At 42.8% G+C, this 12,505-nt stretch carries 12 protein-coding genes; 4 read left to right on the top strand and 8 right to left on the bottom strand.

Annotated elements, in window-relative coordinates:
• Positions 1–50 precede the first annotated feature (50 nt).
• Entirely contained in the window at positions 51–956 is a 906-nt protein-coding gene (locus tag EX191_RS04885; protein WP_005395238.1) for a DMT family transporter, read from the top strand.
• An 82-nt stretch (positions 957–1,038) separates the two neighbouring features.
• Here EX191_RS04885 and EX191_RS04880 read toward each other — a convergent pair whose 3' ends face one another.
• Complete coding sequence (locus tag EX191_RS04880) at positions 1,039–1,353, bottom strand: DMT family transporter (RefSeq protein ID WP_054867402.1); 315 nt, start codon at positions 1,351–1,353, stop codon at positions 1,039–1,041.
• Positions 1,354–1,503: 150 nt separating this feature from the next.
• On the bottom strand, positions 1,504–3,609 hold the full coding sequence (locus tag EX191_RS04875) for a M4 family metallopeptidase (protein ID WP_193447253.1): 2,106 nt from the start codon (positions 3,607–3,609) through the stop codon (positions 1,504–1,506).
• Between the two features lie 352 nt (positions 3,610–3,961).
• On the opposite strand from EX191_RS04875, the gene EX191_RS04870 reads away from it, so the two are divergent.
• Positions 3,962–5,326, top strand: a complete 1,365-nt coding sequence (locus tag EX191_RS04870) for an endonuclease/exonuclease/phosphatase family protein (protein WP_193447252.1) — start codon at positions 3,962–3,964, stop codon at positions 5,324–5,326.
• A 292-nt stretch (positions 5,327–5,618) separates the two neighbouring features.
• Here EX191_RS04870 and EX191_RS04865 read toward each other — a convergent pair whose 3' ends face one another.
• From EX191_RS04865 to EX191_RS04850, 4 genes are all read right to left on the bottom strand, one after another.
• Complete coding sequence (locus tag EX191_RS04865; RefSeq protein WP_164665565.1) at positions 5,619–6,152, bottom strand: DNA mismatch repair protein; 534 nt, start codon at positions 6,150–6,152, stop codon at positions 5,619–5,621.
• Positions 6,146–6,532: an MAPEG family protein gene (locus tag EX191_RS04860; RefSeq protein ID WP_005395243.1), complete on the bottom strand. Its 387-nt coding sequence runs from the start codon at positions 6,530–6,532 to the stop codon at positions 6,146–6,148. Before EX191_RS04860 ends, EX191_RS04865 begins: the two co-directional genes overlap by 7 nt.
• A 207-nt stretch (positions 6,533–6,739) precedes the next feature.
• On the bottom strand, positions 6,740–7,645 hold the full coding sequence (rarD, locus tag EX191_RS04855; RefSeq protein ID WP_005395245.1) for an EamA family transporter RarD: 906 nt from the start codon (positions 7,643–7,645) through the stop codon (positions 6,740–6,742).
• 101 nt (positions 7,646–7,746) lie between these two features.
• A complete protein-coding gene (locus tag EX191_RS04850) occupies positions 7,747–8,469 on the bottom strand; it encodes a sulfite exporter TauE/SafE family protein (protein WP_005395248.1) in 723 nt (240 codons plus the stop codon).
• 446 nt (positions 8,470–8,915) lie between these two features.
• Here EX191_RS04850 and EX191_RS04845 point away from each other — a divergent pair, with 446 nt between their 5' ends.
• Positions 8,916–9,440 carry a prepilin-type N-terminal cleavage/methylation domain-containing protein gene (locus tag EX191_RS04845; RefSeq protein ID WP_074190600.1) on the top strand — a complete coding sequence of 175 codons (525 nt, stop codon included), beginning with the start codon at positions 8,916–8,918 and terminating at the stop codon, positions 9,438–9,440.
• 51 nt (positions 9,441–9,491) lie between these two features.
• Here EX191_RS04845 and EX191_RS04840 read toward each other — a convergent pair whose 3' ends face one another.
• On the bottom strand, positions 9,492–10,472 hold the full coding sequence (locus tag EX191_RS04840; protein ID WP_025998672.1) for a chemotaxis protein: 981 nt from the start codon (positions 10,470–10,472) through the stop codon (positions 9,492–9,494).
• A gap of 478 nt (positions 10,473–10,950) precedes the next feature.
• Here EX191_RS04840 and EX191_RS04835 point away from each other — a divergent pair, with 478 nt between their 5' ends.
• Positions 10,951–11,559 carry a response regulator transcription factor gene (locus EX191_RS04835; protein ID WP_193447251.1) on the top strand — a complete coding sequence of 203 codons (609 nt, stop codon included), beginning with the start codon at positions 10,951–10,953 and terminating at the stop codon, positions 11,557–11,559.
• Here EX191_RS04835 and EX191_RS04830 read toward each other — a convergent pair.
• Positions 11,556–12,443, bottom strand: coding sequence for a LysR family transcriptional regulator (locus EX191_RS04830; RefSeq protein WP_005395258.1), 888 nt, complete (start codon positions 12,441–12,443; stop codon positions 11,556–11,558). The genes EX191_RS04835 and EX191_RS04830 overlap by 4 nt on opposite strands.
• Positions 12,444–12,505: the final 62 nt, after the last annotated feature.

The raw sequence follows: 12,505 nt of genomic DNA, 5'->3' as shown, positions 1-12,505 counted from the left end.
GTGAGCTGAGTATGCTAAAGTGCGATCTGTCGCAACAAATGAGCAGTAAAATGTCTAATTCCTTCAACACTCTGGTTCCCATTGGTGTGCGCTTTATGGTGCTCTCCGCATTCGGTTTCGCGCTAATGTCTGCCACAGTAAAGCATGTCAGTCTTCATGGTATCCCTGTATTTGAGATTGTTGCAGCGAGGGCACTCGTCTCACTTGTTATCAGCTATTTAGATGTTAAGCGAAAACGAATTTCTGTATGGGGCAATAATAAGCCATTACTGTTTGCGCGTGGCGCAGTGGGCACCATGGCATTGATGTGCGTATATTATTCGGTGACTACCTTACCTTTGGCAGAAGCGACCATATTCCAATACATTCACCCAGTATTTACTGCGCTCCTAGCCGTCTTTTTCTTGAAGGAACGCATTCAACCATCGACGTTCCTTTGTATTGCCTTGTGCTTACTCGGCATCTATATAATGGTAAGTCCAGAAACAGGACAAGAAGCAGAGCGCACTTTACCTATGTTTAGCGTAATGATTGCAATCTTGGGCGCATTTGGTAGCTCAATTGCTTATGTCATTGTTAGAAAACTTAGCCAAACTGAAGATAGTTCAGTGATCATTTTCTATTTCCCTCTGGTTGCTCTGCCCGCTTCACTCTTACTGATTGGCGATGATTTTGTTATGCCCGACCTGTATCTGACTTTCATGTTGGTTTTGGTTGGTGTATTCACCCAAGTTGGGCAATTGGGATTAACCAAAGCAATGCAAACTCAGCAAGCGGGCAAAGCGTCTGCTTACTCGTATATTCAGATCGTATTTTCTGTGTTGTTAGGCATCATTTTCTTCGGCGAAATCCCGCTCATTTGGACGTACATCGGTGGTGCACTAATTGTAGCGGGCGCACTCATTAACGTATTTGGTCACCATTTGCGATTGCCATTCGTTAAGCGCAGCGCTTAACCCTTCAGCCCCAAAGCGAGATAACACTAAAACGTAAAAAGCCAGAGTCGACTCTGGCTTTCTTTTTATGTTTAACCTGACGTTAAGCGGATAATTTTAATCCAGCGATACCAGCTACAATAAGCAGTAAACTCAGCAATTTTATCAGCGTCGCGGGCTCGTTAAATATGTAGATACTGACGATTGCCGTTCCAATCGCTCCTATACCTACCCAAACGCCGTAAGCGATACCGAGAGGTAGCGTCTTTAATGCAATTCCAAGTAACCAAAAGCTCAACACCATAAACGTAACGGTAAAGCCAGATGCCGCCAATTTGGTAAAACCTTGTGAGTATTTTAGTCCGACAGCCCATGCCACTTCGCATAAGCCAGCAATGAAGAGAATTCCCCAAGCCATGTCATATTTCCCAACGAGATGGGGTCGTCCCCGAGAAAAGATAGAGCGGTGAGGTCGTCCTCACTTCTTTGTGACTCGCTATTATATACAGAAAATTGAACGTAAAAAAATAAGGCCCTGATATTTCAGGGCCTCTTTACATAAAAATCGCTAGGGCTTAGCGATGATGAATACGGTACCATCCGTCAACGTAAAGCTAACCTCACTGGTTTTCTTTCCGATACCGGATAAACTGCACTCGTTATCGTTATCACACGGCGTATTTGAAATAACATTCCACACGCCACTCATCAAGCCAGAACCAGTAATAATCGCCGTCCATGTTTTACCATTGTTGATTGATTGTGTAGTAACTTCACCAGATGGTGGTGGCGCTTCTTGTCCTACATAACTTGCTTCCACATTCAAGTTACTGTAACTGCTGTAAGCGTACACGCCAATGTGCCACGTTCCTTCATTCGGAGAAGTAATACTACATGCTTCATTACTGTTGCTACTGTATGAGCGACAATCGTAGCTGGTTAAACTTGGTTCACTTCCCAACTTAACGTAAAGATCCGCATCGCCGTTTGCTCCCGATGTGGTAACAGTAAAATCTGAACTATTGGTAGGCACATCAATCGTAAAACAATGCCACTCACCAGTAGATGAAGAGTCTATCTTGCTGGAAACACCATTGTTTAGGGCGATAGCTTCACACGTGCTAGACGGTGGCTCGACGACTCCCCCATCAACTGAAACACCGACCTGAGCAAAAGCGTCGGTCACATCATTCGCCGCCACGCTTAAGCTTTGGGCGGCCGCCAATACACCCGCAGCTGCAGAGTCAAACGTTTCACTTGGCGTCCAGTAGTTCTGGTTAGCGTACGCAAAAACCTCGAACGCTTGTCGCGTTCCCCAATTGTACTCAACCGCCAATAGATAAAACGCTTTGTTAAACACACCACTTGAATAATGCACATCCATGCCACTCACATACTGAGACGCGTGATCAATTGAACGACCATCAAGGGGCGGATTATCCATATAGCGCAACGCCGCATTGGCAGCCTTTCTAATATCGTACCCAACTTTCCAATCGTTAGAACCACGTGAATAGAATTCAGCCGCCTCACCTGCCATATCTGAGAAAGCCTCATTGATTCCGCCTGATTGCTCTGAATAAATCAGATCAGAGTTTTGTTCTGTAAATCCATGGCTAACCTCGTGCGCTGAGACATCTAAACTCACTAAAGGATAGAAATAACTCGCACCGTCGCCAAAAGTCATGCTCGAGCCATTCCAAAAGGCGTTTTCATAGCGTTTGCGGTAATGCACTCGCATTTGAAGCTGAAACGTTAAGGGAGCAGTATTCAGCCAATCTTTGTACATGTCGTATACCACTTTGCCAAAGTAATGCGCATCGTTTAACGGGCTGTACGCTCCATTAATTTCTTTAACACTATTGGTTGGACAAACGAACGTATGTGTATTGCCAGACGTCCTACCATTCAAGTTGATGGTTTTGACCACGCCAGGAATATCCATCAAACACGTATCACCAGATTGCTGGACTAATAGAGACTCAAAGTCCACACCATAATGATAGCGACCAATTTTTTGGTTTCCTCCCGGACCATTCGCTTCTACGTGCGCTAACCCCTCATATTGCAGCAAAATGTTTCCTGTTTTAGCATCAACAAGAAAGGTGGGACGCGTAGGCTTACCACCATGCTCATTATCAGCAAAAAACTGGACAATATAAGCTAAGTGCGCTACGTCACTTTTATCGACATAAATACGCAAACCTTGGCGCTGATTCTCTATTTGGTATCCGTTTTCACGGTACGGCTTTTGCGTTGAAGACATTACTTGAGAAAGCGACAATTTAGGCACCATATCATTGATGTCTCGGGCAATATCCTTTACGAGAGTGCCGTTGATATGCTTGATTTTGCCCTGTTTATCACGATGTACGACAATTTGCTTGCCCCAAATCGGGACGCCTTTAAACATCTGCTGATAACGACTATGCGTACCGCCGTTTTTACCTTGGTTGGTTTTCAGCTCTTGTAAACGATTTCCATTTTGTAAACCTAACACACGATCTATATTTTGTGTGGCTGCAAGGTTGCGTTTTTCTAAAGCAACAACAAGACCATGGTTTTGCTCTAGCCGTTCGGACTGAGCGGCGGATAAAGGTGTTGAAAAAAGAAGTGGTGAAGCAAGCATTGCCGTGACAAATAGCCTGCTCTGATAGCTTGATACTGAACCCATCGGTTAGCCCCCTATTTTGCATCAATAGCAAAGCCAAACTGACCAGTTCTTATTTGTTTGTTTCTCACCCGAAAGTGAAGTCAAACTTATCGTAATCATCCCGCTCATTGATTTTAGCACACACAATCATACAGCTTATGTTTTAGTGCCATTTCATCTATTAAAAGCGACACCGTTTTTTAACAATTTGCATATAACCTTTTGGTGTTGAAAGTGTTGCGTTTATTGCACAAATCACACAAAAACTAATTGAACATGTAAATATGAAAACGTTTGTGTGATTGATATCGCTTAAAACAATTACTGATGACTTTAATATTCAGCCGAATCAATTATAAGGTATGACGTACCCATGAAAACAATCAAAACCTCTATCGCTCTCCTTGTTGGCGCCGCTCTATTATCTGGATGTAATGACGACACTGAATACGTCAATGTTCAGCCTAAAGAAGTAAAAATAGCGACTTACAACCTCTCTTTTGACCGTGCAACTTTTGAAGCTTTAGTGAGTGAAATGCAAATTGAACCAGCGCAGCAAACTGTATTGGTTACTGCCTATTTAGACGGTTCTATCGCCGCTGAAGACAAAACCACTGCGGAAAAAGTCATTCAAATTCGAAACGTTGCTGCGATTATTCAGAAGAATCGCCCTGATGTTCTTATGATGGCGGAATACAACAACGACGGAACAGGCGAAAACAAAGCAGCCCTTGAAGGCTTCCAGAAGAACTACCTGTCTGTCGCGCAAAGCATCAATGGTGCAGGCGGTGAAGCGAACCTTGAACCTATCGAATATCCTTACGCGGAGTCTTATTCTACCAACACAGGTTTGCTAAGCGAGTTTGACCTCGACAACAATGGAACAGCAGGTCAAATGCCGGGCGATGCATGGGGCTTTGGCATGTACCACGGTCAATACGCCTTTGCCCTAATGTCTAAATACAAGATTGATACGGCAAATACGCGTACGTTCCAAGCGTTTAAATGGAAAGATATGGAAGGTGCGAAGATTCCAACCATTACTATCTGTGACGGCTCACAAAAAATTCCAGATGGCATGAAGTGTGGTGATGAGTGGTACTCTGCAGAAGAATGGGATCAAGTACGCCTATCTTCTAAAAACCACGTAGATGCACCAATTATCATTCCGACTCGCAGTGGCGAGGAAGTTGTGCATCTACTGATGTCGCACCCTACTCCACCAGTATTCGACCCAGGTAAAAACAAAGCGCAAAACGCAGCCGAAGTAGAGTTCTGGCATCACTACATTCAAGGTAAAGACTATTTCTACGACGATGCAGGTAAGCAAGATGGCTTAGCGAGCGGGGCTAAATTCGTAATGATGGGCGATCAAAACCTTGATCCAGTAGCCGGTGACGGTATTAGCTCTGTAATGCAAGAACTGCATAATGATCCATTGGTTAACCAAACCGTGATGAATGGCGAGCTTTATCCGACAAGCTTTGGTGCAGCCGAACACGCTGTTGACCGCAGCTCCACTCACCCATATCCGAATCGCATCACTTCGACGTTTGGCTTGGGTGTAGATTATGCCTTGCCTTCTGCAAACCTAAATGTGGTGGACTCTGGTGTATACTGGTCAGCTTCTTATGAAGAAGGTCGTAAGCTATTTAACGATGCGCGTATTGGTAAGTATGGTGATGGCAAAGATGTGTCTTCCGACCATCGCATGATCTGGATTAAAGCACAGTTCTAAACTGTGTCATTTAAATAAAAAAAAGCCAACCACAAGGATTCGTGATTGGCTGTATATATTTGTGAACAAAGTGGTTCACTAACAACGTCAGTTGGCTAGGTGACCCTCGGCTTAGAAAGGGTCACTCATACTAAAGCATGAGGCGTGCCAACTTTGTAGCGCACAAAAACAGGTTGTTATTTAATCACTTTCATTAAAACTTCACCAATAGCCACTGTTTGCTCACGCAATGAATTGCAATTTGCAAATTATTATTGGCATTTCGCAATAAACCCTACCATTAACTTTTGTTCTATGGCTTCCTAGACAAATCACGTGCGAGGATTAATGCGAGTCCGAATACTTGCAAGAAGAGCCCGATATTCTTGTACCAAGCGATCTTTTCATCTTGCTTTGCCATTAGCTCATTGAGCTCTACATTCTCAATGTAATAGTCATCAATGCGATCTCTATACGAAGCTTGTGCTTGGTTTATCTTTGACATTAGCTGAGGGAGTTTATCTATTTGTATTTCATCCGATTCGTGATGAGTCCAAGAGGATAAGTGCCCTTCCAATATCTGTTCTATCTCCAAAGGTATCGCTGCGCTCTGACCTATGTGCAAGTGAAGCAGCAACGCCTCTCTTTTTCTTTCTAGAGTTTCAACGCTATTCCACGCGAGTTGGATGGAATACAAGTTTTCCGCCTTTTGCTCTGCGAGTTGCGAATACTGTTTGCCAAGCCTATCAAGGACCAAGCTAGTAAGAACGATCGCGCCAATATTCAGTACTAACCCAATCAGAACGAGTACCCATGGCGGCGGGATATAGCTACGAAGACTTACCATAACTTATCGTACGGAAGATAAATCATATTCAGCACAACCAGAGAAAGTATCACTAGAAATGTCACCTGCATGCCCCTAACACGCCTTTTTAAGTCCTCTTTCAATATACCTCGAGCATGGATAATTCGACCGATCACGAAAATAATGCCTGTGAGATGTATCCAGGTTGGGTAAGCACTATTGGATTCTAATAGTGCCATTAGAATCAGAGTAATGGGAATATATTCTGTCGCGTTACTCTGTGCACTACGAGCGATTTGGAGAGCCTCTACTCCTCCGTCAGCATAAGCAACCTGATTTAAGCGACGCTGCTTAATCACTTGAACGGCCAACCAAATAATCAGTATTGCAAGAATGCTAGCGTATAGAGCTGTGATCATATGTCGTCCTTTTTGATCCGGTTTTCATTATATAGCGTGTCACTTGGCTATAAATATAGCGGTATCCTAATGATAATGCGTCAATTAACCTCAAATTATGCTTTGACTCGAATATAAGAAAACGAGTAAGAGAATACTTTATGGAACTAAAAACGCCCTCGAATAGAGGGCGTGAGAGTGGAATCGTGAATATTCAAGAATAGTGCACTATAAAGGATGGTTGGCCAGCTTTTTACGCTTATGCCCTTTGACAATACTTTCAAAGATTGTAAATAACAGCCCTACCCAAATAAAGGCAAAAGTCACTGCTTTTACTTCATCAAACAGTTCACCAAAAAACATCACAGCCAAAACAAACTGCAAGCTTGGTTCAATGTATTGCATTAAACCAACTGTCGATAAGTTTGTTATACGTATCGCGATAGAATAAAAAATCAGTGGTAAAAGCGTGATCGGTGCGCTGCCAAAGTACAAAAGCAATGTTGTGATATCTACGCCTGAAGCCAACTCACCCACTGTCCATTGTTTGTAAAACAAATACGCCACTGCAACTGGAGTCAATAGCAGCGCCTCAACAAACAAGGTGGTGCTCCAGTCGTATGTTATCTTCTTCTTGTACAACCCATACAAAGCAAAGAACAACCCCATCGTTAGTGCGATAACAGGCAACTGGCCATAATGAATCACTTGATACATCACGCCAATTGTTGCTAGCACAATTGCGATGAGTTTGCCTTTTGAAAGCTTATCTCCAAGAATAAACACGCCTAACGCCACTGACACCAACGGTCCAATAAAAAAGCCTAAGCTTGCATCAATGACTCGATGGTGAGTCAAAGCCCAAGTGAACGCACTCCATGAAATACACATCAAGCTGCTCGCGACAAACGTGTACCACAAAGATTTTTTGTCACACCAGATTTCTTTCCAATTCGGTCCTCGACGGGTTATACCAAGCACAATTAAAAAACCTACAGGAACTGAGCCGATGATTCGCCATGCCAGCAACTCATCCATTGAAGCATTCGGTAAATAACGATAATAAATGGGTAGCAGCCCCCAAATTACAAAGGAGAATGCTGCCATAAAAGTGCCATAACGAGTGTTATTCATAAAACTATCGCTCATCTAAACGAATAAGTCAGCGCAAACAAATGGCGCTATGCATAATAAAAGGAGATTGATATCCCTGTGAGTTTAAGATGCTGAGGGCATTACTGGTTCAACGCTTGTACTACTGCTGTAAACCCACTCACAAAACACAACATAAGTGCTCCAAACCGAATTTTTTCTTTTGGTAACGATTGGGTGGTTTTCATCGCGAGCCAATACCCAAGCGCTGCCGCAGGTAATAGCGGAATAGTAATCACCAAATGGTGTAATGTGAAGAAACCAGCAGGAATTTGAACAACGAGCGAAATGATGGAACTGAAAACAAAAAATGCCGATAGGTTACCACGTAACTGATTCGCTTCTTGATGTTGCAACAACAGCGCCATCGGTGGGCCTCCAATCGCCGAACTGGTACCAAACAATCCAGAAAAGAATCCTGCTAATGTCATACGCGCTGGTGTGGGTTCAACCCGAAACGGTAAAACACTCACCACAACCGCGAATAACACCAAAAAACCAATCCAAAGTGTAAGAGCTTGAGTCGAGACAAAAAACAGTAGCAAGCCGCCAGCGACCGATCCGGGCACACGCCCAATCAATGCCATTTTTAAACCGCCGATTTCAACACTACTGCGGTGCTTCATCGCATTCATCAACGAAATAAATAACGCGACTAAACAGATTGGTGCAGGCACATACTCCGGCGCCCAAAGAATCAGTAAAGGTGCGGCAACAATTGCCAAGCCAAAGCCTATTGCGGTTTGTACATAAGAGCCAAGAAATATTAGCCCTATCGCAAGCAAGTTTATCGAATCGAATTCCATTTAGATTATTCTTATATTTGAAAGCCAAACACGAAAGCAAAGCACATTCGCACGATGAATGCGTCGAGTGTGTTGTGATATGAATCTCGCGTAGCATTCATCAAAGTGAACAAAAAGACAATCCATTTGTGCGGTTTGCCGTCACTTCTTTTCGTCTTTCATTCAGCCGATGTACGCGTATGCTTATATCTAGGCGAATTCATGCTCGACTGTTCATGCAGCATTTCTTCCACGGAATTAATGACTGCTCACAAACGGCCGCATTAGATCTTTGAACCCTCCTCCCGCTCTATATAGGCGTAATCGATTCTCACTACGTCGGTATAGCACTTTATGACTCATCGCTTTATACTATTAATCATTTTGTCATTACCGTACTTATTTACACAACAACAAGTGTACGGTCAGTGTTACTTTTTCTACCTTTAACTTGCTGTGAAAATAATATGAGAAAACAAACTGGATTTACTCTAATAGAGTTAGTCGTAGTTATTGTCGTGCTTGGCATTCTTGCTGTCACTGCCGCACCACGCTTTTTAAACCTTCAAAGTGATGCGCGTGAAGCGCGTTTAGAAGGCATGAAGGGCGCGATTGCATCAGCGCTCGGTGTCGGTTATGGGAAAATGGCGATTGCAGGGTTGGAGAGCAAAGCATATGTTGCAAATTTTGATAATAAATTCACCAAAGCAGAGCTGCCTTTCGAAGGCTGTACTATTGGCGCCAACAAGCGATGCGTCTTCTTATACGGATACCCTGATGCAGATGAGACTGCTTTGGGGTTGCTTGTTCATGAACTTGAACATCAGTACGGTACAACAGATTGGAAAATTGAGGCTTTTGAAGATAAAAGGCTCGTAGCGATAATGGCAAGAGATGACAAGAGTGCGTCAAAAGAGAAGTGCAGTATCATTTATGGTCCACCACTTAGAGAAAACCAAGACTATACTCTAGTAATTAATCATTGTTCTTAAAACAACAGGGCTGCCCATCGGCAGCCTTATTTTTAATCTTATCGGGTTTGTTTACGCAAAGTTAAATACGTATTTATCCATCATATTCACCATACGGCCAATCTCTGGCTTGGTAATCGTATCATTTGCGCCAAGAGACAGTGCTTTCGCTCGGTTATCCTCACTCATCAATGATGAGAACATAATGATCGGCATTTCATGAAACGCTTCAGTATCGCGTAGTCTCTTCACTAAGTGCATACCATCCATTCGAGGCATTTCTACGTCCGTAACCACCGCATCTAACAGCTCTTTAACTGGCAAGTTTTCTTCTTTCGCGACCTCGATTAAGCTCATTAATTTCTCATGAGCCTCACCACCGTCTTTACAAGTGATCACATTGTAACCTGAAGAAGCTAATGTATCTTGAATCAAAGAGCGAATAAATGCTGAGTCATCCACCACCATGATCGTTTTAGCATTACGCTTACCCACCATTCTCTGGTTTAGATCTACCGACTTATCCCCTTTCACATCGTATTTTTCCATACTCAGCTCTGGGTTAATATCCGCGATGATTTTTTCAAAGTCGAGAATCATAATCAGGTTGCCTTCTTTGCGGACAACTGCCACTACACAATCTTGTTCGCCCGCTTCCAAAAACTGACTTGGTGATTCCACATCATTCCAAGAGATACGATGAATACGTGAAATACTATCAATCAGAAAGCCATTGGTCATTTTGTTGAAATCAGTAACGATAACAAACTTACGCTCTAGGTCCTGGCGTGTTGGTACACCTAACCAACCAGCTAAATCAACTAAAGGCGTCAATACATCTCTGGACGAAAACACCCCTATCATGTGAGGTTGTGCGTTTGGATAATCGGTTGTCTCTGGTACGCGAATCACTTCTCGTACTTTCGCAACGTTGATGCCGTAATAACAAGTTTTTGTGCTGCCATCCGGCAATGTTTTTTCTAAATGAAACTCGATGATTTCAAGCTCATTGGTACCACTTTCTGTCAAAATGGTGCTGGTTACGTTACTCATAAAGCCAATTATCCAACCAAAATACGCATCAGAAAAAGTTTGATGCAAACGCCATGAGAAGCCATTCTCAGGCTAAAAATCCAAGCATCCTTTTTAGTCGTTACAACAAAGTTTGTAAACCACCAAAAGGACGGCCAACGCACATTTCCATATCAAACTGTGAAAAAATGTCTCATTTTTGAACAGGATAACATGAGTTAACTTAGTGCGACCTTACCTTCCCACTTTTAGCGGCCATTTCGATGAAAAGTTTAGGGTTAATATTGATGTTTTTCGTTGGCCTATCACTATACCCACACATATGAAATCCCTCGTGTATTGGCGTATTCGACAGTATCTTATTCAATTGTGCTCAGTGAATTTCAATTATAGAAAATGTCATTTTCCTTTCCATCAGAAAGGTTTTTCCTACAATCCCTCTTAATACAATCATATTGCGTTGGGCGGTATGACAGTTCGGATAGTAGTGAGGCTCCATTTGAATAATGTTCTTATCATTGATGACCAACCACTTTACAGCGAAGCACTGACTTCTCTTGTTGAGAGCGTAATCAACACAGCCGAAGTCATTCAGTCGAAAGACAGCGCAGAAGTAATGGACTTAGTTCGAAATACAAAAATTGATTTTATTATTCTAGACGTTGTCCTTGGTGATCGAGATGGTATGCGTTTGGCGAAGAATATTTTAGCAACGGGCTATCAAGGTAAATTACTTTTCATTTCTTCACGCGACTATTCCAGCCTTTCTAAAGCGGCTTACGAGATGGGAGCTCATGGTTTCTTGAATAAAAACGAGACAAAAGAAGCGATTACTGACGCGATTGTGAGTGTCTCACGTGGGTACTCTATGTTTAAGTCTACTCACGCTCCTTCTGCTGGTGATGTCACGCTATCCAATCGCGAAGCCATGGTGTTCCACTACTTAGCTCAGGGCTATTCAAATAAACGTATTTCAGAACAACTATCGCTCAGCGCTAAAACCATCAGCACTTACAAAACTCGTATTTTGAAAAAATACCATGCAGATTCATTGATTGAATTACTGCATACGATCCCAAGCGCTGAAAACATTCAATACGATCGTTAGTTCTTCATATATTTTGCAATGGCATCGGTTAATATCTGATGCATTGCGTCGTGACGATGGCTTTGCTTCATCTGAAGTACAACCTTTGGCCAGCCGTTGGGGTAATAAGATTCAGGAATACGAATAAAACGGTATCCTTCGATTGGTGCCTGATACTCCAGAAAAACCGTCGCCGCCTTTTTTTGTTTGAGCAGCTTTAGCACACTGCTCACGTTATCTAGCGCTGCAATTCGATTGATCACCATACCGTGATTCTCCATTGCTCGTTTTGCAAGCTGCTCTTTCTCTTTCCAACCGATAATTTCAAGCATAATAAATGGCAGTTTGGCAGCCTCTTCAAGAGTGGTGATCCCAAGCTCTTCCGGAACAACAACCACAGCAGGCGCGTAGCCAATAAATTTCTGATGGATAGATTTTGGCAATTCATCATTGAAGTAATGAAGCTGGGCATCCACTTTGCCTAAAAGGATTTCGTCCACCGTATATTCCGTGATGGTTGCGACAGTAATATGAGCTTTAGGAAACAGCGTCATTAAATCCATCGCCAACAAGTGTCCAAATGAGTACTGAGCCGTTTGGGGTAAACAGACCGTTATATCCTTACTGTATTTTTCTGGTTTGAATTCTGATCGAACTAAGCATGTTTCTAAGTTATCTAATGCATCTGCAATTTTGGGTAACTGACGCATCAGAAAGTTGGTGGGTTCTAAATGATGTGGGTGACGAATGAATAGTTCATCACCAAGTTGGATGCGTAAGCGAGCAAGATATTTACTGACCGACGCCTCACTCTTACCCAGGGCTTTCGCTACGGGTTTAAGCTGACGATGCTTTTCTAACAGAACCAGTATTTTTAATAGGTTTAGATCAAGGTCTTTGTTCACGATACAGTACCAGTTGGGTCTTATGCTAATCAGCAATCAAAGGAGCATTATGCATTGCTCGA

Origin of the sequence: Vibrio chemaguriensis, from assembly GCF_012275705.1 — a bacterium.
GTDB classification, from domain to species: domain Bacteria; phylum Pseudomonadota; class Gammaproteobacteria; order Enterobacterales; family Vibrionaceae; genus Vibrio; species Vibrio diabolicus.
The sequence above is the reverse complement of the archived record's forward strand: the minus strand, read 5'-3'. Positions and strand labels throughout refer to the sequence as shown.